This is a genomic window from Caulobacter sp. DWR2-3-1b2, from assembly GCF_049896345.1.
GTDB lineage: Bacteria > Pseudomonadota > Alphaproteobacteria > Caulobacterales > Caulobacteraceae > Caulobacter.
Genome location: NZ_JAFCUC010000001.1, coordinates 409,671 through 427,107 on the forward strand (window position 1 = coordinate 409,671; position 17,437 = coordinate 427,107).

15 protein-coding genes and 2 pseudogenes are annotated in these 17,437 nt (G+C 64.5%); 6 read left to right on the forward strand and 11 right to left on the reverse strand.

Going from position 1 to position 17,437, the window contains the following annotated elements; all coding sequences use genetic code 11:
- Positions 1-789: 789 nt before the first annotated feature.
- The gene (locus ACP694_RS01940; RefSeq protein ID WP_426011269.1) at positions 790-2,265 is read right to left on the reverse strand and encodes an alpha/beta hydrolase; all 1,476 of its coding nucleotides are present in this window, start codon (positions 2,263-2,265) and stop codon (positions 790-792) included.
- Positions 2,266-2,377: 112 nt separating this feature from the next.
- On the opposite strand from ACP694_RS01940, the gene ACP694_RS01945 reads away from it, so the two are divergent.
- From ACP694_RS01945 to ACP694_RS01955, 3 genes and pseudogenes are all read left to right on the forward strand, one after another.
- Positions 2,378-3,811 (forward strand): LytTR family DNA-binding domain-containing protein, encoded by a 1,434-nt coding sequence (locus tag ACP694_RS01945; RefSeq protein WP_426009983.1) that lies wholly within the window; start codon positions 2,378-2,380, stop codon positions 3,809-3,811.
- Between the two features lie 31 nt (positions 3,812-3,842).
- Positions 3,843-3,977 (forward strand): annotated as a pseudogene (locus tag ACP694_RS01950) (DUF4158 domain-containing protein); the annotation flags it as partial.
- Positions 3,978-3,989: 12 nt separating this feature from the next.
- Positions 3,990-5,504 (forward strand): hypothetical protein, encoded by a 1,515-nt coding sequence (locus ACP694_RS01955; RefSeq protein ID WP_426009985.1) that lies wholly within the window; start codon positions 3,990-3,992, stop codon positions 5,502-5,504.
- Positions 5,505-5,510: 6 nt separating this feature from the next.
- Here the strand turns inward: ACP694_RS01955 and ACP694_RS01960 are convergent, their stop codons facing one another.
- The 7 genes from ACP694_RS01960 to ACP694_RS01990 form a co-directional block, all read right to left on the reverse strand.
- Positions 5,511-6,647 (reverse strand): hybrid sensor histidine kinase/response regulator, encoded by a 1,137-nt coding sequence (locus ACP694_RS01960; protein WP_426009987.1) that lies wholly within the window; start codon positions 6,645-6,647, stop codon positions 5,511-5,513.
- Entirely contained in the window at positions 6,644-7,219 is a 576-nt protein-coding gene (locus ACP694_RS01965) for a chemotaxis protein CheB (RefSeq protein WP_426009989.1), read from the reverse strand. The genes ACP694_RS01960 and ACP694_RS01965 overlap by 4 nt, the downstream gene beginning before the upstream one ends.
- A complete protein-coding gene (locus tag ACP694_RS01970) occupies positions 7,216-8,040 on the reverse strand; it encodes a CheR family methyltransferase (protein ID WP_426009991.1) in 825 nt (274 codons plus the stop codon). Before ACP694_RS01970 ends, ACP694_RS01965 begins: the two co-directional genes overlap by 4 nt.
- 9 nt (positions 8,041-8,049) lie before the next feature.
- On the reverse strand, positions 8,050-11,484 hold the full coding sequence (locus tag ACP694_RS01975) for a response regulator (protein WP_426009993.1): 3,435 nt from the start codon (positions 11,482-11,484) through the stop codon (positions 8,050-8,052).
- Between the two features lie 224 nt (positions 11,485-11,708).
- Positions 11,709-12,014 (reverse strand): hypothetical protein, encoded by a 306-nt coding sequence (locus tag ACP694_RS01980; protein WP_426009995.1) that lies wholly within the window; start codon positions 12,012-12,014, stop codon positions 11,709-11,711.
- A gap of 209 nt (positions 12,015-12,223) precedes the next feature.
- A complete protein-coding gene (locus ACP694_RS01985; protein ID WP_426009996.1) occupies positions 12,224-12,676 on the reverse strand; it encodes a MarR family winged helix-turn-helix transcriptional regulator in 453 nt (150 codons plus the stop codon).
- Complete coding sequence (locus tag ACP694_RS01990) at positions 12,673-13,809, reverse strand: Acg family FMN-binding oxidoreductase (RefSeq protein WP_426009998.1); 1,137 nt, start codon at positions 13,807-13,809, stop codon at positions 12,673-12,675. Before ACP694_RS01990 ends, ACP694_RS01985 begins: the two co-directional genes overlap by 4 nt.
- A gap of 287 nt (positions 13,810-14,096) precedes the next feature.
- On the opposite strand from ACP694_RS01990, the pseudogene ACP694_RS01995 reads away from it, so the two are divergent.
- Positions 14,097-14,357: pseudogene (locus ACP694_RS01995) on the forward strand (Tn3 family transposase); the annotation flags it as partial.
- Positions 14,358-14,616: 259 nt separating this feature from the next.
- On the opposite strand, the gene ACP694_RS02000 reads toward ACP694_RS01995, so the two are convergent.
- From ACP694_RS02000 to ACP694_RS02010, 3 genes are all read right to left on the reverse strand, one after another.
- Positions 14,617-14,877, reverse strand: coding sequence for a zinc-finger domain-containing protein (locus ACP694_RS02000; protein ID WP_426010000.1), 261 nt, complete (start codon positions 14,875-14,877; stop codon positions 14,617-14,619).
- Between the two features lie 45 nt (positions 14,878-14,922).
- Positions 14,923-15,096: a hypothetical protein gene (locus tag ACP694_RS02005; protein ID WP_426010002.1), complete on the reverse strand. Its 174-nt coding sequence runs from the start codon at positions 15,094-15,096 to the stop codon at positions 14,923-14,925.
- A gap of 114 nt (positions 15,097-15,210) precedes the next feature.
- Entirely contained in the window at positions 15,211-15,690 is a 480-nt protein-coding gene (locus tag ACP694_RS02010; protein WP_426011270.1) for an Rrf2 family transcriptional regulator, read from the reverse strand.
- Between ACP694_RS02010 and ACP694_RS02015 the strand changes: the two genes are divergently transcribed.
- Both ACP694_RS02015 and sufB read left to right on the forward strand, forming a co-directional pair.
- Positions 15,595-15,855: a hypothetical protein gene (locus tag ACP694_RS02015; RefSeq protein WP_426011306.1), complete on the forward strand. Its 261-nt coding sequence runs from the start codon at positions 15,595-15,597 to the stop codon at positions 15,853-15,855. The two genes, ACP694_RS02010 and ACP694_RS02015, sit on opposite strands and share 96 nt — an antisense overlap.
- Before the next feature lie 111 nt (positions 15,856-15,966).
- Entirely contained in the window at positions 15,967-17,436 is a 1,470-nt protein-coding gene (gene sufB / locus ACP694_RS02020; RefSeq protein WP_426010003.1) for a Fe-S cluster assembly protein SufB, read from the forward strand.
- Position 17,437: the final 1 nt, after the last annotated feature.

Consider the following 17,437-nt stretch of genomic DNA (forward strand, 5'->3'; position numbering starts at 1 on the left):
CTTTCAGTCCTGGACCAGCAAAAGCATGGCCGCGGCGCGCGTGCGCTGGGTAATTCTCCCGAACAGACTCCCGAGCCCCGGAGCCCAAGACCGCGTCCGCCCTGACCTGCCCGTGTTGCGGTGGCGGTCTGCGCATCATCGAGGTCATTGGCGGGCGCGGCGCGTGGCGCGCCCGTCAGATCAATCTCAAGTCGCATTATAGTTCATGAGCAGAGCCATGATCATCTTCGACATCTGCTCCGCCATCACCCTGGGTCTTGGCGCGGGATCGGCTGCGTCTCACGTCCAGCGTCACCTCAAGCTTCGTTCAGCCGCCGCGAGCATCGACGCTTCACCCCGCTTGGGACCGACTTGTTGGCCGTTTGAGATTGCCACAGGCACTGCCCAGGCCTATTCGGCCGCCGCCAGACCGGCAGTGACAACCGCTATCGCCATAGCCTGACACACCCGGAGCACTGACCGCCGCTTCCTCCCCTGAAGGCTTCCCTCAAGCGCCAGCTCACAAGTCCGCGCATGGGCCAGCATCCGAAACCCTCAACAGAAAGAGACTCTGGGACCGCTCCAACTTCCAAACCTTCCACCTCCGCCGATGACTGCCCTAGCGCATTTTTCGAGCGAAGTGGTTCCGGTTCGCGTGAAGAAAAATGCGTCAAAACACAAGATTAGAGCTCACGGCCTGACGCAGTCAGGTCGGGAAACGCTCTAGGTTCGGGACTTCTCGCGCGAGCGAGTTATTGCTGGGGGAGCTTCAGGGGGTCGCGTCAGGTCTCTTCGTCGCCGGCCGCCCGATCACGCCATCTGGAACTTCGGCGGCGGCAAGGCCAGCCGGGTGTCGGCCACGGCCTCGCCGCGGAAGAACCGCACCAGCAGGTCCTGCACGTCGGGATGGGCCTCGAAGACGTTGTGGCCGGCGTTCTCGACGATCACCCGTGACTTGCGCTGGAACTGGGCCGCCACTTCGTCCTGCTCGGCCAACGGCGTGCGGCCGTCCAGCGTACCGGCGACCAACAGGGCGGGATGGTCGATGCGGAACGGCGCCCGGAAGCCTTCGCCCAGGTCGACGCCTGGGACCGCGCCCAGCAGCTGCGGCATCGGGAAGTTCAGCGCCTTGCCCAGCACGGCGACCCGCGCCTCCCGCCGCACCAAGGCCAGCCGGCCCGGCGAGATTCCCGACGCCAGATCCGTGGCCTCGGGCATGCCGGTTATGCTCAGCAGGTCAACCACATCGCCGAGGAACGGCGCCAGCATGTCAGTCTTTCCCGCGTCAAGGGCGAGGTAAAGACCCGGCAGCATGGCCAGGGTGTTGGGATTGGCGATCAGCCCACCCGCCAGCATCTGGACGCCGAAGCCGCCCATCCTGATCTCGCCCGGCGCGCCCTTCAGCGTGACCTTTGTCACGACTGGCCGCGCCTCCAGCCTGGTGTGCACGCGGCGCATCAGGGCCGGCAGGTCCGGCACAGCGGCGCGGGCGGCCGGATCGGCGGCCAGCAGGCCGTCCACCTGGCGCAAAAGATCGTCGATCGCCGCCGGCCGCTTCACCGTCTGGTCCTGGCCCTCCAGGCTGGCCAGGGCCACGCGGTTCACCCTGTCGCCGTGCCGTTTGAGCATGCTGAGCGCCAGGTGCGTGCCGTAGCTGATGCCCCAGAGGTTGACCATTTCCGCGCCCAGGTGACGTCGCAGGTCGTCGATGTCGTCGGCGTTCTGTTCGGTGTTGTAGCCGGTCATGGCCACGCCGGCCTTCGTCCAGTCGACCCAGGCGCTCTGGAATTCCGTGCGAAAATGGGAGGTGAGCCCGGCCTCCGTGAACACCGGCGGCGGGCGCGTGAAGGCGGGCCGCTCCGGGATGGCGTTGGACAGGCCCGTGCCCCGCTGGTCGAAGGCAATGACGTCGGCCACCTCGCGCAGGGCCATGAAGATCGGAAAGCGCGGTCCGCCCGCCGCCCTCGTCGCCATGCCGCCTGGTCCGCCGGCCAGGTAGATGATCGGCGGACCCGGTTTGGCCGCCGTGGAGGCGAACCGGACATAGCTCAACCGGATCTTCCGCGAGCCGGGATCGCGGCGATCCTCGGGAACCTCGAAGAAGCCCCGCTCGGCGTCGGTTTCCTGACCCTGCCAGCCCTTGAAGCGGAAGGGGCCGGCCCGCGGCGGAGACGTCGCTGGAGCGGGGGTCTGGGTCGGGGCCGGGACCTGGGCAAACGCCAGGGCCGGAAGGGCGAGGCCGGCGGCGGCGAGCAGGGCGCGGCGATTGAGCGAAGTGTGGGTCATGCCGACAGATGAGCCGTCGGTGGCGCCGTCCGCCACCCCGCTTCGGTCAACGGCGCCTAGTCACCGGCGAATGGCGGCCCATCTCGGTGAGCGGCGCCGTAGAGTGGGGAGCATGTGGCGAATCCTGCTTCTCGGCCTGGTCCTGTCCGGCCTCACGACCCTGGCCCGAGCCCAGGAGACGCCGTGGCAGGCCTGTCATGGCGTGCCCAGCCCGGCCGGCCCGGTGCTGAGTGACTGCCGCCCGATCCAGGATTTCGTCGACCCCCAAGGCCGCGAGCTCTGGATCCGCTCCTCCGTCAGCGCCCCCACCGACACCCGGCCGCGCGCCCTCTATTTGGCGGGCGTCGCCTCGTCCGAGGCCTGGCTCAACGGTCAGCGCCTGGGCGTCAACGGTCGCCCCGGCGCCACGGCGCGGGACGAGGTTCCTGGGCGCTACCAGGCGATTTTTCCGATCCGCGAGACGGCCTGGCGGACCGGCGAGAACGTACTGGTGATGCACCTGTCGTCCTTCCACGGCGGCCTGCGTTTCGCCCGTCCAATGAGCGCGATAGGCGTCTTTCCCTACCCCTATCCGCAGCGCCCCGCGCTGCTGGCGGTAACCTTCTTGGCGGCCGGCGCCCTGCTGGCCGCGGCGTTCGGCTTCGGCGTCATTCACGTCATGCGTCGCACGGGATCCAGCCTGGTCCTGGCCGCCATGGCCGGGGTCGCGGCCGTGCAGGCCATTGTCGAGAGCCTGAGGACACTGTTCGACTATCCTTATCCCCTGCACGCCTGGCGGATGAGCGCCATTTGGGTGCTGGCGGCCACCTTCGCGGTCCTGCTGGTGAGCTATGTGGCCGGCCGGTTCCTGCCCAAGGCGCGCCGTCTGATGATCGGTCTGGCCCTGGGCGTGGTCGGCGCCACGGCCCTGCTTCCGGGCTTCGACATCAAGACGGGCTGGGCGCTGATCCTGGGGGTGGCGCTCGCCGCCCTGCCTGCCACGGCGGGCGTGCGTCGGCGCGTCCCCGGCGCGCGGCTGACCCTGGCCTATCTGGCGCTGTTTCTCGCTTTGGCCCTCGGGTTCCCCGAATGGCTGGCCGACATCTCGTTCTTCCTGCTCGCCGCTGGTCTGGTGCTGCCGTTGCTGACGGTCGAGGTGGTGCGGCTGGGTCGCGACGATCGGGGCCGCGAGGCCGCCCTGACCCGCGCCGCCAGCCGCCCCGACCGCCTGACAGTGGCCTCGGCCCGAGGCGTCGAGCTGGTGCCGATCGCCGAGATCCTGGCCGTGGTGGGGGCCGACGACTATGTCGAGCTGCGGCTGGTCGGCGGCCGCAGCCTGCTGCACGCCGCTCGCCTCGACGGCTTGGCGACCCAACTTCCGGGGAGTTTCTTGCGCATCCATCGGTCGGTGATCGCCAATCTCGCCCAGGCGCAGCGCCTGGAGCGCGACGGCGACCGCTGGCGGCTGCACCTGAGCGAGGGCGCGCCCCTGCCGGTCAGCCGCTCCCGCCAGCCCGCCCTACGCGAGGCCTTGGACGTTCCTCCCGTGGGGGCGGTGTCGGCGTAGCGCCAGCGGACTAACCCGCTCGCGGCCCCGCATCCGCGAGCGCTACGGCTACCGCGCCTTCGCCGACTTTGGAATCGCGTTCCGCCTCGATCGCTTTCTATATGCGCTGTGCTGGACGGGCGCCGACCGCCCCTCGGCGCTGTTCGACCGCGCTGTTGCATGGCTGCTTGAGGCCAAGGTGCTGCTGCCGGGCCTCTCCGTGCTTGGGCGCGCTGCGGCCAGGGTTCGGACGCGCGCAAACTCATATCTGCACCGCCTGTTGATGGAGGCGATGACGCCTGAGCAACGCGCGAACCTCGACGAGCTCGTCGCGGTCCCCGATGGCGGGCGCCAAAGCCCGCTCGATCGCTTGCGCGACGGCCCGTATATCCAGAGTGGCCGCGAAATCAGCCGTGCGCTCAACCGCCTGGAAGAGATCCGCACGATCACCAACGCTCTTCCGCAAACGGATCGCCTGCCGCCAGGCAAGATCGTGGCGCTCGCGCGCTTCGCGGCTGCGGCAAAGGCGCAGGTGGTTGCGCGGCTTCCAAACGACCGGCGTGCGGCCACGCTCCTTGCCTTCGTCAGGACGCTGGAGGCGACGGCCGGCGACGATGTCATCGACTTGTTTGATGCGGTCGCCACTTCGATGTTCGCGCCGGCCGACGCAGCGTCGAAGGAGGCCAGGCTGCGCTCGCTGCGCGATCTCGACGCCGCCGCGCTCAAGCTTCGCGATGCTGGGATCGTTATTCTCGATGAGGAGACGCCCGACGATGACGTCCGCAGGGCCGTGTTCAATCTGATCGATCGTGACGCGTTCGTCACTACGGTCGAGCGCGTCGGGGCGCTCGCCGAACCCCGCGATGATACCTATTTCGCCGAGCTGCGGAAAAGTCATCGCAAAATCGGATACGCGCCCGCGCTCCTTGCCGGCCTTGACCTCAGCGCGGCGCCGGCGGGCCGGCCGTTGCTCGAGGCGGTTAAGTACCTGCGTGCCAGTCACTCCGGCCGCAAACGTCCAGGACCGGCGCCCACGGTGTTCGCACCGAATGGATGGCTGGGCCAGATGAAGACGGCCGATGGCTCATTGGACCTGACCGGCTATCGGCTTTGCGTTCTCGACGGCCTTCGCCGTGCCATCCGCAGGCGCGACGTCTTCCCACTTCGTTCGCTGCGCTATGCGGATCCGAGAAAAGGTCTGCTGTCCGTCGCTGCTTGGGAGGTGGCGCGGCCGGCGATCTGTCGCACCGTGGGCGTTTCGGCATCGGCCGATGAGGAACTCGCCAGGCTGTCGCGGCGTCTCGATCTCGCTTACCGCGAGACCGCCGAACGCGTGCCAGTGAATTCGGCGGTGACAATCATCGCCACGCCCGACGGCCCGGACCTCTCGGTCGAGCGCCTGGAGAAAATTGACGAGCCGCCGAGCCTGGTTGCGCTCCGCGCAGCGGTCGATGCCCACCTTCCCGGCTCACACTGCCGGATTTTGTCGCCCGAGGCGAACTCCGGCCGCCGCGCGACCCGCGCACGGCCGGTGTCGATGAGGCCTGACACCGAGCTTGTGCAGGTTTTCTGTTCCGCTGCTACTCAGACCCCTCGTAGCTTTCCAGGTCGGGTGGTCGTCCGGAATGAGATTCAGATCGAGCGACTCCCCGCAGTGGCCTTCCATTCAGAAAGGCGCGGCTCCGACGAGCGGGCCGGTCTGGACAAACTCTAGAGAACGCTAAGGGAGGACTGGGAAGCGCACCTGGAAGCTGCTGCCCAGGTTCAATCCACTGCTCGTGAGCGAAATTGTCCCTCCATGAAGCTCGACCAGTTGCTTAACGAGAGCCAGGCCAATCCCTAGCCCGTCCTGTGCGGTTGCCCCTGAGCCCCTAACCTGCGCGAACAGCTCGAAAATCGTGGACTGCATATCGTCTGGAATGCCGATCCCGTTGTCGGAGACCTCGATCTCCGCAAACCCATCCACCACCCGTGCGACGAGCCTGATCTGCCCGCCTTCCGGCGTATACTTGGCGGCGTTGTTCAGGAGATTACTGACGACCTGCGCGATTCTGGTGGGATCGGCGTCCAGCCAAGTCGGTTCCGTCAGGATGTCGATTGTGAGCGCATGATGACCGGTGTCGATTTGCGGCTGGCTAGTCTCGATCGCGAACTTGAGGACATTCAGAAGTGCGACCTTCTCCTTCCTCAGGGAAAACTTTCCCTGATCTATACGGGAGATATCGAGGAGGTCATCGACCAGTCGCGACAGATGGACGACCTGTCGGTCCATCTCCGCCCGTATCTGCAGAACTTGCTCGGGGTCGTCGCGCCGCTTCAGGAGGCTAAAGCCCGCGCTGAGTGCCATAATCGGATTGCGTAACTCGTGGCCGAGAACCGCGAGGAACTCATTCTTGTGCCGATCGACGGTTCGCAGAAGATCCGCATTGGCTGCAAGCTCGTCACGCTGCACCACGATCTGCCGGCGCTGTTGATACAGGTCGAAGAACACATTGGCTTTGCTGCGCAGGATGCCCGCTTCGATTGGCTTTTGAATGAAGTCGACCGCGCCGGTTTCGTAACTGCGGAACCGGCGTTGAATGTCGACGCTGCCGGCCGTGAGGAAGATGATCGGGATGTGTCGCGCCCGCTCAGCGCCTCGCATGAATTCCGCGAGCTGAAATCCGTCAATGCCCGGCATCTGTACATCGAGCAGCGCCAGAGCGACGTCATGGACGAGGAGGAGTTCCAGGGCCTCCTCGCCCGAGCGCGCCTTGAGGCAGCGGAGGCCCTCACGCTGCAGCAGCGCTTCGAGCGCTAGAAGGTTTTCCTCAAGGTCATCGACCAGTAGGAAGTTTATCGGCGCCTCGCGGGTCATGCCGTTCCCAGACTCAACAAGTAGGATGTGATCGCGTCCAGTTTCATGGCCTTTGCAGATGAGCATGCACTGAGCGCTGCGGCCGGCATCGTTGAGGCGTGGGCGTCGGCCGGGTCCTCAACGATGGCGACGCCGCCCGCGTCCATGACCGCCCTGAGCCCTAGGGCGCCGTCATGATTTGCCCCTGTAAGGATGACCCCTACGAGCGCGGGTCCGAAGGCGTCGGCCGAACTCTCGAACAGCACGTCAATAGATGGGCGGGAATGATTCACAAGCTCGTCCGAGGAAAGCGAAAGTGATCCATCCACCTCTACCAATAGGTGATAGTCCGAAGGCGCGAAATAGACCACACCCGCAAGCGCGGGGTCCTTGTCTTCGGCTTCCTTGACCTCGATTTGGCACTTCATCTGGAAGAGCGGCACCAGCGCATTTCTCCGATCAGGCGGAACGTGAACGACGATCAGCACCGGAAAGGGATAGCTGGCGGGCAGCGATGGCAGGATCTGCAAGAGCGCCTGAACCGCACCCGCCGACGCGCCGATCGCGACCGCCTTGATGGGCGCCTCCGTCATGGCTCCTGTCTTTCGTAGATCTTCTCGTCGCGGTCGAAATCGGAGAATGCGGCGGCGTGCTCTGACAAGCGCAGGCTCTCCTTCGACCCCAGGCCCAGGAAGCCCTTGCGTGCGAGCGAGTCCCGGAAGAGGCCTATGGCCCGATCTTGCAGGGCGCGATCGAAATAGATCAGGACGTTGCGGCAGGAGATGAGATGCATCTCCGCGAAAACGGCGTCGGTCACCAGGCTGTGGTCCGAAAACACGACGCGGCTGCGCAGGGTTTTGTCGAACACAGCCCGTCCGTAATCGGCGGTATAGTAGTCCGACAGCGACGTCTTGGCGCCGGACTTCTGGTGGTTCTCGGTGAACTTCCGAATCCGGTCGAGCGGGTAGACGCCGGCCTCGGCGGCACGGAGGGCCCCCGGATTGATGTCGGTGGCGTAGAACAGCGTGCGTTGATCGAGCCCTTCTTCGCGGAACAGGATCGCCAGCGAATAGAGCTCTTCGCCGGTGCTGCAGCCGGCGATCCAGACCTTCAGCGAGGGATAGGTCCGCAAGTACGGCAAGACCTTCTCCCGCAGCGCCCGGAAATAGGACGGATCACGAAACATCTCGCTCACCTGGACGGTGAGGTAGTCCAGCAGCCGGGGCAGCGTGGACGGATCGTGCAACAGGCTATCCTGCATGGCCGAGATGCTACTGAAATTGAGCTGCACGCGGGCTTGGATCAAGCGCCGCTTGATCGACGCCCGAGCGTAGTGACGGAAATCATAGTGGTAGCGCTGGTAGAGCGCCTCCAGCAGCAGCGGGATCTCGATGCCTTCAACGCCGTCTCGCACAGATCACTCTCATCTTGGCATCCATACGCGAACGAGCGAGAGCAGCTTGTCGACGTCGATGGGCTTGGCCATGTAGTCGTTGGCGCCGGCCTCGATACAGCGCTCCTGATCGTCGGGCATCGCCTTGGCGGTCAGCATGACGATGGGCAGTTTAGCCCATTGCGGATCGCTGCGGATCTGCTGCGTCGCGACCAAGCCGTCCATCACCGGCATCATCACGTCCATCAGCACGAGGTCGATGGTCCGCGACGGATCCTGCGCGGACCCTGCCAGCGCGTCGAGCGCCTCCTGACCATTTCGCGCGATCTGGACGACGGCGCCGCGGGGTTCGAGGACACTGGTCAGGGAGTAGACGTTGCGGACGTCGTCTTCGACGATGAGGATGCGGCGGCCCTCGAGAACGGCGTCTCGATTACGCGCCTTCTGGATCATCTTCTGCTGCTCCGGCGGCAGCTCGGCCACCACCTGGTGCAGGAACAGCGACACCTCGTCGAGCAGGCGCTCCGGCGATTTCGCGCCCTTGATGATGATCGAGTTGGAATAGCGGCGCAGTTGCTGTTCATCGTCCGCCGACAGATCATGGCCGGTATAGACAATGACCGGTGGGAAGGCGTGGTCGCCCTGGCTCAGCGTCTCCAGCAATGAGTACCCGGAGGCGTCGGGCAGAGACAGGTCGAGCACCATGCAGTCGAAGGTTTGCCATTGGAGCTGCTCCAGGCATTCTGCGGCGGTGCCCACGCCGACGGTTTCGACATCGCGCGAGGCGAGTAGCTTGCCGACAGCGTCGCGCTGAACGTCGTCGTCCTCGACAATCAACACCCGCCGCTTGGTCTTTGTCAGCTTTGACTTGAGGGCTTGCAGCACCTCGGCCAGGTCTTCACGCTTAACCGGCTTCACGAGATAGCCGACCGCGCCCAGCGACAGCGCCGTCTGGCTGTGGTCGGTGCCGGACACGACGTGGATGGGGATGTGGCGAGTTTGGTCATCGCGCTTCAGGCGATCGAGCACCGTTAGGCCGGACTGGTCCGGCAGGCCGATGTCGAGGACGATCGCGCTGGGCTTAAATTTCCTGGCAAGGGTCACGGCCTCCTCGGCCGTGCCGGCCACGATGCATTGGAAGCCCATTTCGCGGGACAGGTCGCGCACGATGGCGGCAAATGCCTCGTCGTCTTCAACGACCAAAAGCAGACGGCGCGCGTCGGTGAGGGCGTCTCGGTCGTCCTCGGGTGTCCCTAGTGAGGGCGCTCGCTTGGTCTTCGGTGCGGCAGACGACGTCGCGACTGCCGCCTCGGACGGAGACGGTTCGCGCTGATCGCGGGGCGCGACCGAGGCGGGGTGGTAGGAGATCGGAACCGTGACGGTGAAGGTAGCGCCTTCGCCAGGCATGCTCTCAAGCGTGATCGCGCCGCCGAGCAGCCGCGCCAATTCGCGCGAAATCGACAGGCCAAGCCCGGTGCCGCCGTACCGGCGGCTGATGGTGCCATCCGCTTGGCGGAAGGCTTCGAAAATATCCTCCTGCTGCTCCCTTGAGATGCCGATCCCGGTGTCCGTCACCGCTAACGCCAGTCGATCGGCGCCGGCGCGTGCGATGGCGAGGCGAACGCCGCCGCTTTCTGTGAACTTGAAAGCGTTGGACAGCAGGTTCTTGAGAATTTGCTCAAGCCGCATGCGATCGGTGTCGATGGCGGGGGGGCAGTCGTCGGCGAGGCTAATCTCGAACGTGAGTTTGCGTTCGCCCGCAACGGGCTGGAAAAGCTGCCGAAGATCGCCGGCCAGTCTCTGTAGCGGAAGGCTCGCCGGTTGGATCTCGATGTGACCTGCCTCAATCTTCGAGAGGTCGAGAATGTCGTTGATGAGCGTCAGAAGATCGTTGCCCGATGATTGAATGGTCCGGGCAAACTTCACCTGTTCGTCGGAGAGAGTGCCCTCGGGGTTGTCGCCCAGCAACTTGGAGAGGATCAGCAGGGAATTCAGCGGCGTTCGCAGCTCGTGCGACATGTTGGCCAAGAAGTCGGACTTGTACTGGCTCGCTTGCTCCAGTTCGCGGGCCTTCAGCTGCACGGCGGCGCTCGTGTGTTCAAGGTCGTTGCGTTGGGTTTCGAGCGTCCGAGCCTGTCCCTCAAGCTGACTGTTCGTCTGCTCCAGCTCGACCTGCTGTTGCTCGAGCCGCACCTGCGATTCCTTGAGGGCGCGGCTTTGTTCTTCGAGCTCTTCGTTGGAGACGCGAAGCTCCTCGCTCTGTAATTGCAGGTCCTCGGCCTGGCGCTCGGTCTCCTCAAGAACATCCTGCAGCTGGGTCCGATAGCGCGCCGAGCGCAGAGCGATACCGATCGACGCCGAAGCCTGCTCCAGCAGATCGAGCACGCGATCGTCGACGGCGTGCAGGAAGCCCAGTTCGATCACCACGTTGACGACATCGTCGGCACGGGCCGGAACGATGACAAGATGCTTGGGCGTGTCCTGGCCGAACGCCGAACCGATGGTCAGATAGCCCTTCGGAACGTCCCGAATGATCGTTGCCCGCCCTTCGGCCGCGACCTGTCCCAGAAGTCCTTCCTTCACGCTGAACCGGACCGGGACCTCCGCGTCGGCCGGAACGCCGAGGGTCGCCGCCCGACTGTACTGGTCGCCATCGCCGTTGAAGAGCGCGCCCGCCTGGAAGCCGACGTAGCGCGCCAAGAAGGCCAGGATGCTGTCGGCGAGTTGCTCGACCGACTTGTCGCCCATCATGGCCTCGGCAAGCCCGACCTCACCCGACTGTAGCCACTGCTGGCGCTTGCGGACCTGCGTGTTCCTGCGGATCAGGATGAACACGACGACGGTGAGCCCGGCCCCGAGAAGGCCGGAGAGCACGCCAGTGGTCTGGGCCGCGCTGAAGGCGCTCGACATCTCCGCAATACGGATTTTCCGCAGGCGAGTTTCGTCCTGCCGCATGACCTCGACCTGGGCGCGGATGGCGTCCATCTCGATCTTGCTGTGATTGGTGGTGACCACGGCGCGCGCAGCCTCGATTCCTTTGGTTTTGCGCAATTCAACCGTCTCGCTGAGCTCCGCGAGCTTGGCGTCAATGTGGCGTTGGAGCTGGGCGAGTTTGGCTTGCTGGGCCGGGTTATCGCGTGTCAGCGAGCCGATTGCGTCGACTCGGCCGGCGAGTTTCGCGACGGCGTCTTCGTATGGCGCGAGATAGGTCTCGTTCCCGGTGAGTAGGTAGCCCCACTGGCCGGTCTCGGCGTCCTGGGCCGTCGACAGCATGTCGTTCAGCGCGATGATCACTTCGTGCGTATGCCGGACGTTCTGATCGTTCGCCCGCAGCGCCTGAATGTTGATGTAGGCGACAGCCCCGCTGATCAGGAAGAACGTAAGGACAGCGGCCAGCCCCAGCGTCGCCCACACCTCCGCGCCGGATTTGAGGCTCGACGCGGAACGGGGGCGGGTCAGCGGCATGGAAATCTCGAGTGAGTGGCCGTTCGCACCTGCCGAGCGGGTGTGGTCAGACAAGCAAGGGTGGATGGGCGTGACGCGGTCGGCCTTGATGGTCCTTCAGACGCGGTGGGCTGCGGCCTCGTTTTGCCCCTCGCGGCGCGGGGCAGGGGACTTCGTCCGCAGGAAGGTCCATCTTTATAACGGAGCCGCAGCGATCGACCAGCGATTCCCGGGCGTTTGAAGGCTTAAGCGTCCAGGACCTTGCGCAGGGAGGCCTCGATCTGGCCGCCGCAATAGGTGTCGCCATAGTCTTGCCGGGCCTCGGCGGCCAGCTTGACGAGCGGCGGCGGATCGGCGACCCGCCGTGTCAGCGCCGCTGTCATGGGCGCTGTGTCCTCAAGGATCGCCTCGATCTTGGAAAAGCGGTCGGTCACGGTCGACCAGAGGACAGCCGGCACCACGTCGGCAACACCTGGCGCCTTTTCACCCAGCAGGAACCCAGAGTCCGGCTTCAAGTCGCGGCGGCGGCCGGTCTCCTCCCAGAAGGACATCTATTTCTGCAGGCGCGGTATTGTCCGCCACACTGAGGTGCGCCTGCGGCTGTTCGCGGTTCTGACTGACGTTGGGAAGGACCGCTTGCAGCCTGTCCGCGCACTCACCCAATGCGTGCAGACCAGTCCCTCATCGCCTTCGGGCAGCTCTGGCACGTGAATGAGGCGCGGGCCGCGCGGGTGATTTCGCCGCCTTTTGGACTCCTGACCTAATCCCTTGCGGCGTCAAGGACACGCCGCAGGTGCTGCAGACCTGGCAGCAGCTTCGCCAGTAGCGTTTCGTCGATCTCGGTCTGCAACTGGGCCAGGATGGGCTGCAGAGCGGCGATCGCCGCATCGCGAGCCGTGCGGCCGGCAGGCGTGACGCTGATCTCCTTTGCTCGGCCATCCTTCGGGTCTGGATTCGAGTGAACCAGGCCCTGCGCTTCCAGCCTTTTAACAGTCCCGGTGATGGCGCCCCGGGTGACTTGCAGCGCGCTCGCGATCAAAGCTGGCGCCCGCCTTTCGTGGCGCAGGCGGATGAGGTGGTTGAGGACCGTGAAGCCCGCCAGGGAGAGCCCCCTCGGCAGCACCCGCTCGAACGCCGTGCTCGACAAGTGTTCAATAGTTGCGATCTCGTTGAAAACCTGGAAGGCCAACGGATCCTCAACGGCATCTGTCATGTTCGAATGTGCGCCGCTAAGCCGCGTCGCGGCGCCGGAGGCGTGGCCTTGGCTCGGCCCACCCTGACCAGCATCTGAAGTGGAGCTTCAGGGCCCGCACCTAACAACACTTGTGTGGCCGCGTAGGGCCCTGCCATCTCCTGATATTCTTGCAGGGTCATGCTCCAAGGCTGAAAGTTGAGGCCAAGCCTTGTAGCTGTGAGGTGGGCTCGGGCATAGGCTCGGCCGGCGGCGATTTGGGTCGCCCGGCTATTATTCGCGCCTTTCAGCCAGAAAAACGCGGGTGTCGCGTCTAGCGCTTTGCGGGCCATGTCGTTGCTGGACTTCGCCGCGAATGAGTCTGGGTCGGCGAGGGTTGCGGGCGTAAGCACGCCGCCAGCCTTGAGTATTTCCAACATGGGGCCACTCAGCGAAATGCCGTCGCGATGTGCGGCGATCTCCGCCGCCCCGATACGGATCAGGCGAACGGATTCCATATGGGTCGCAGGCGTGTGGCTCTCGATCGTCCATCCTTGCCAAGCCAGTTGCATGATTTGCACGCGGGTCGCCTCGTCACTGATCGTTCCGGCCGTGATCCCGCCACCGTCCGCTGCAGCCAAGATGGCTGCGAGTTCCGCGGCGGTCGGCGGCGCCTTCAGGTCGTAGGGGGCGCGGTTCGTATGTCGATTTGTGATCTGTTCGAAAAGGGCATCGCGCGGGATGTTGCGATCGGAAACTAAGCGAATACGGGCAATAGGGCGGTTGTCCAGGCGCGGATGGGGTTCGCCCTCGGGCCAAAGCGTGATGTCCGCCCGTCGCCCCACTTGCCGCACCGCGAGGTCAAATAGCTCCAAAAACGCGCCGCAGCCTAGGGTGATCTGTCGGTTTGGCGGATCCGTAGCCGGCAACAGGCGGGCGGTGTCAGGGTAGAATAGAACCTCATCATTTCCGGCCAGATCGATGAGCCAGGGCTGCCGGTTGTGGGGGTTGGGGGCCAGGATCGCATGCGCCAGCGCATAGCGTCGCGGATCAGTCTCGCCGGCGCCCGGCGTGCGCCATGCCGCAGCGGGGTCTATTGTTGAACCTGACCCACATCCGGCGGACACGACTGGCATTGCGATGAGGCAAGCGAGCACACTACGACGAGTTGTCATGAAGACCTCACAGTTGAGACCTCAACTATATAATTGAGCCCTAAACTAGTCAAGGTCCTTAGGTTGGACATCCGCGTGCGTGCCTAAGCGTCGACGACGTGCTGGAGCACTCCAAACCGACCTTCGAAGATTATCGCGGCTCCTTGGAAGGGTACGAGGTCGAGGTCGGCCAGACTGTGGCCGGTGGCCAAGCGCCGCGCAAAGGTCTGCTCCTGTGGCTGGATCGAAGGCTGGCCAGTCTGCGGTCACTTCCCGTTCCCTCAGGGCGTCGGCCTTGTCCAGCCCGCGACGCGCAGCAGTACCGCGCCTCGGGCCTGAACTTGGTGATCGCCGCCATCGTCTGGTGGAACTCGACCTACATGGCCGACGCCGTCGACCACCTGCGGGCTGCTGGCCAGCCTGCCCCCGACGATCTCCTCGCCCACACCTCGCCGGTCGGCTGGGAGCACATCGCGTTCTCGGGCGACTTCCTGTGGGACCACGCCGCGACGCCGCCAACGGGGCGCCGGCAGCTGACCATCGGTCGCCGAATGCGCGGCGCGGCCTGAAGTTGGCGGGTTCGGGTTCCGTTCGCCCTCAGAGTTGCTCAGCTAACAAACGTCGCGCCGTTCTCTACTTGGACGCCTCGACGGCTGCGCCTTGCGCGGCAATCCGAAGTGGCCGCTGTTGCGCACCATTGAGCGGGGGAGGCGGTGCTGACCACCACGCCACTGCCCTGGTCCGACGCCTACGCGATGATAGGCCGCCGCGCCGCCCGCGCCGGCATCGTCACCAGGATCGGCAACCATACTTTCTCGGCGACCAGCGTTATGCTCCTTCTGCCTCGTCACCCAAGGCGAAAACGCTGTCTGGCGGATCGGCCCCGTATGGATCGAGGTCGCGATCGAACCGAAATAGGGTCGCGCAATAAGGGCAGAGAATGCTGGTGTCCTGTCCGCCCATTGCAAGATAGATATGCGGGTGGTCCTGGGGTGGTGATGCGCCGATGCATTTGAACGCCTTAACCCCGATGCGAATCTCCGGCACACCGTGGTCGTTCGTGAACTTCGGATAGACCTCACGTGCCATATCGATCTGCTCGCTCCACCGACGTCCAACCTGAATAGAATGCGATCAAGCGTGTTTGAAGCTCGGGATGGTCAGCTTGAGTCCACCAGTTTCGGCGGTACTCGTTGATGGGCTCAGCTGTGGGTCCTGCGCGGCCGCACCACCCTCATTGTCCCACCGGGAAAGCGCCCGCCGTAGTGCTTCCACGTTTTTGTTCGTTTCCGACGCGTTGTCGGTCATGGCTCTCTCCTTTCCAAAGAGGGGGGGTGGCGGCGAACCAGATCAGCCTTGTGACGGTGGCCTCGGATTTTCTTGATCGCTAGTCCGGCCGCGCTGCAGCCTCAAGGCCAGCATTCAGGCGCCTACACCGTGCAGGGGATTCGATGAGCGATAGGGCGGCTCGGCGAATGAGTTTGGTCCTGTTCCAGCATCTGTGATCGCTGAATCAGGCAACAGGTCGGCGAGCCTGACACCGCTTAGGAAAGTCATAGTATAGGTCATGAGCGAATATTTAAGCAGATCTACCCCGATTACCGCGTCCCTGGGTCGGAGATACGGAAGATATCGTCGCGCAGCCGGGGTCGCTCTTCCCCGGTACACGGCTTCGAAAACATCTGCAGCTGAGATCAACGCAGCCGGTCGCGCTAAGCGGTAACCTTGACCCCTGACGGTTTTCACAAGGGTGCAGTTCCGTAGTCGAGCCAACAGCGCCTCCGTATATGACAGCGAACGGGCCAGTTGGGCGGCGAGCTCGCCTGCTGTCACCTGGCGATCGGCGGCAGCCAGCCGAACCATGAGCTCGACGGCATCGTAGACAGCTGGACCGATGTTCATTCGCGCCTCGACACTGATTTCGAAACACAACTATTAATCCCCAGGTCGCTTGTCAATATGGTTTCGAAGGGCTATCAATTTGCGGGAAAAGGTGAACATGTCAGCACGCGAAACGGCGGTCATCCGGCTGCAAACATCGCGGATCGTGCAGGCGGAAGGCCATGACGGCGAGGTCGATCACCGACACCGACCGGGCCGCCTTCGTCGAAGCCTGGACGCCAAATTCATCCCGCCACTCCGCGCGTCGCTGCGCGCTTGCGGCCTTGGAGCACGCATATGTCCGCTGCCTTACAGACCATCGAACATGTCGAGAGCCTGGAGAAATACCAGCACGGCTTTTCCACCGACATCGCCCAGGACTTCGCGCCCAAGGGTCTGAACGCCGACATCGTTCGCTTCATCTCGGCCAAGAAGAACGAGCCGGAATGGATGCTGCAGTGGCGGCTGGACGCATTCGAGCGCTGGCTGGCCATGGACGAGCCGGCCTGGGCCAAGGTCCACTTCCCGCGCATCGATTACCAGGACAGCTACTACTACGCCGCCCCGTCAGAGAAGAAGGGCCCCAAGAGCCTCGACGAGGTCGATCCGGAAATTCTCGCCGTCTACGAAAAGCTGGGCATCCCCTTGAGGGAACAGGCGGTCCTGGCCGGCGTCGAAGGCGCGCCGAGGTACGCAGTGGATGCGGTGTTCGACAGTGTCTCGGTGGTCACAACCTTCAAGAAGGAGCTCGCCCAGGTGGGCGTGATCTTCTGCTCCATGAACGAGGCGATCCGCGAACATCCCGAACTGGTGAAGCGATACCTGGGCTCCGTCGTGCCCGTTTCGGATAACTATTACGCCTGCCTGAACGCTGCGGTTTTCTCCGACGGCAGCTTCGTCTATGTGCCGCCCGGCGTCCGCTGCCCGATGGAGCTCTCCACCTATTTTCGGATCAATGCGGAGAACAGCGGCCAGTTCGAGCGCACCCTGATCATCGCCGACCAGGGCGCCTACGTCTCGTACCTGGAGGGCTGCACGGCCCCCATGCGCGACGAGAACCAGCTCCATGCCGCCGTGGTCGAGCTGATCGTGCTGGAAGACGCCGAGATCAAGTATTCCACTGTCCAGAACTGGTATCCGGGCGATCCGGTCACGGGCAAGGGCGGCATCTACAACTTCGTCACCAAGCGCGCCGACTGCCGCGGAGACCGCTCGAAGGTCTCCTGGACCCAGGTCGAGACCGGTTCGGCCATCACCTGGAAATACCCGTCCTGCATCCTGCGCGGCGAAGGGAGCTCGGGCGAGTTCTATTCGATCGCCATCACCAACGGCCGCCAGCAGGCCGACACCGGCACCAAGATGCTCCACTTGGGCGCTAACACCCGCTCGCGGATCATCTCCAAGGGGATCTCGGCGGGGCGTTCGTCCAACACCTATCGCGGCTTGGTCTCGGTCCACCCCAAGGCCAGGGGCTCGCGCAACTTCACCCAGTGCGACTCGCTGCTGATTGGCAAGACCTGCGCGGCCCACACCGTGCCCTACATCGAGGCGCGCAATGGCCACTGCATCCTTGAGCATGAGGCCACCACCACCCGGCTGTCGGACGACCAGCTATTCTACGCCACACAACGCGGTCTTTCCCAGGAGGAGGCGGTCCAGCTGCTGGTCAACGGCTTCGTCCGCGAGGTGCTGCAGGAGCTGCCCATGGAGTTCGCGGTCGAAGCCCAGAAGCTCGTCGCGATCTCGCTCGAAGGTTCGGTCGGATGAC

Coding starts and splice junctions, on each gene's coding strand:
- ACP694_RS01940 (WP_426011269.1), bottom strand. CDS start 2,265: ATGACCCACACTTCGCTCAATCGCCGCGCCCTGCTCGCCGCCGCCGGC.
- ACP694_RS01945 (WP_426009983.1), top strand. CDS start 2,378: ATGTGGCGAATCCTGCTTCTCGGCCTGGTCCTGTCCGGCCTCACGACC.
- ACP694_RS01960 (WP_426009987.1), bottom strand. CDS start 6,647: ATGACCCGCGAGGCGCCGATAAACTTCCTACTGGTCGATGACCTTGAG.
- ACP694_RS01965 (WP_426009989.1), bottom strand. CDS start 7,219: ATGACGGAGGCGCCCATCAAGGCGGTCGCGATCGGCGCGTCGGCGGGT.
- ACP694_RS01975 (WP_426009993.1), bottom strand. CDS start 11,484: ATGCCGCTGACCCGCCCCCGTTCCGCGTCGAGCCTCAAATCCGGCGCG.
- ACP694_RS01980 (WP_426009995.1), bottom strand. CDS start 12,014: ATGTCCTTCTGGGAGGAGACCGGCCGCCGCCGCGACTTGAAGCCGGAC.
- ACP694_RS01985 (WP_426009996.1), bottom strand. CDS start 12,676: ATGACAGATGCCGTTGAGGATCCGTTGGCCTTCCAGGTTTTCAACGAG.
- ACP694_RS01990 (WP_426009998.1), bottom strand. CDS start 13,809: ATGACAACTCGTCGTAGTGTGCTCGCTTGCCTCATCGCAATGCCAGTC.
- ACP694_RS02000 (WP_426010000.1), bottom strand. CDS start 14,877: ATGGCACGTGAGGTCTATCCGAAGTTCACGAACGACCACGGTGTGCCG.
- ACP694_RS02005 (WP_426010002.1), bottom strand. CDS start 15,096: ATGACCGACAACGCGTCGGAAACGAACAAAAACGTGGAAGCACTACGG.
- ACP694_RS02010 (WP_426011270.1), bottom strand. CDS start 15,690: ATGAACATCGGTCCAGCTGTCTACGATGCCGTCGAGCTCATGGTTCGG.
- sufB (WP_426010003.1), top strand. CDS start 15,967: ATGTCCGCTGCCTTACAGACCATCGAACATGTCGAGAGCCTGGAGAAA.